Here is a 1,651-nt window from a genome sequence, read left to right as displayed (position 1 = left end):
GGGGGGTTTGTTTTTGGGGGACTAAAAAAGATGACTAATTTGAAACTCGGTACGCGTCTTGGCTTGGCATTCGGTCTGGTAGTACTGCTGCTGATCGGCATCACCGGCCTCGGCATCCAGAGCCTTGGCGCGTTGCATGACGGCACGCAACTGATCGTGAAAAACCGCTATCCGCAAGTGGTGGTCGCCAACGACATCGTGCTGCAGATCAGCGACAACGCGATTGCCATGCGCAACATCCTGCTGATCGACGATCACGACACCTTGCTCAAGGAAATCCAGCGCATCGAAGACGGCGAAAAGAGCATCAACGCCAATCTCGTCACACTCCGGCAGATGCTGTCCAGCGACATGGGGCGCAAGTCCTACGGCGAAATCTCCGCCCTGCGCGCGACCTACGAAAAAGGCCAGAAGGAATTCCTCAAGCTGGCCGCCACCGGCGCCACCATGGATGCATCGCAGTTGCTGCTGACGTCCTTGCGCAACGACCAGCAGAACTACATCAATCGCGTCAAAGGCTTCATCAAGGGCGGTTCCATCGTGATGGCCAAGAGCAGCGTCGAAGCCAGCGATCTGTATCGCAACAAGACCGTCATCATGCTGAGCATGGCCGCCATCGCGGTGTTGCTGGCCTGTGGCTTTGCGTACTGGATCACGCGCTCGATCACGCGCCCGGTCAATCACGCAGTGCAGGTGGCGCAGAGCGTCGCCGCTGGCGACCTCAGCAGCCATGTCGAAGTGAGATCGCAGGATGAAATCGGCCAGCTGCTGATGGCGCTGCGAGACATGAACGGCAGCCTCACCAACATCGTCTCGGAAGTACGCACTGGCGCCGACACCATCGCCACCGCGTCGAGCGAAATCGCCACCGGCAACCTCGACCTGTCCAGCCGCACCGAGCAGCAGGCCGGTTCGCTGGAAGAGACCGCCGCCACCATGGAACAGCTGACCTCTACGGTCAAACAGAACGCCGACAATGCGCGCCAGGCCAACCAGCTGGCGGCGACCGCCTCCGACGTCGCTGCACACAGCGGCTCGGTGGTGGCGCAGGTGGTCACGACCATGGGTTCCATCAGCGAATCCTCGCGCAAGATCGTCGACATCATCAGCGTGATTGACGGTATCGCATTTCAGACCAATATCCTCGCGCTCAACGCCGCAGTGGAAGCGCACGCGCCGGCGAGCAGGGCCGCGGCTTTGCGGTTGTCGCCAGCGAAGTGCGCAGCCTGGCGCAACGCTCGGCCGGCGCGGCGAAAGAGATCAAGGCGCTCATCGACGACTCGGTCGAGAAGGTCGACATCGGCAGCAAGCTGGTCGCACAGGCCGGCAGCACCATGGACGACGTCGTTGCCAGCGTCAAACGCGTGAGCGACATCGTGGGCGAAATCAGCTTCGCCAGCCAGGAGCAGAGTTCAGGCATCGAGCAGGTCAACCAGGCCATCACGCACATGGACGAAGTGACGCAGCAGAATGCCGCGCTGGTCGAGCAGGCCGCTGCCGCCGCGCAATCGCTGCAGGATCAGTCGGCCAACCTGGCGCAGGTGGTGGGGGTGTTCCGCCTCAACTCTCAGGATGCGCCGCGACTGGCAAAACCAGCAGGGCCGGTCGCGACAGTCGCACCGCGCATTGGCGCACCGGCCGTACGCAAGAT

Annotated in this window: 1 pseudogene; it reads left to right on the top strand. The window is 62.0% G+C overall.

Features of this window, described 5'->3' with window-relative positions:
* Window positions 1–30 precede the first annotated feature (30 nt).
* Window positions 31–1,651 (top strand): annotated as a pseudogene (locus HLUSI_RS27465) (methyl-accepting chemotaxis protein); the annotation flags it as partial.

The sequence above is a fragment of the Herbaspirillum lusitanum P6-12 genome (assembly GCF_000256565.1).
Taxonomy (GTDB): domain Bacteria; phylum Pseudomonadota; class Gammaproteobacteria; order Burkholderiales; family Burkholderiaceae_D; genus Herbaspirillum; species Herbaspirillum lusitanum.
This window is presented reverse-complemented; position numbering and strand designations above follow the sequence as displayed.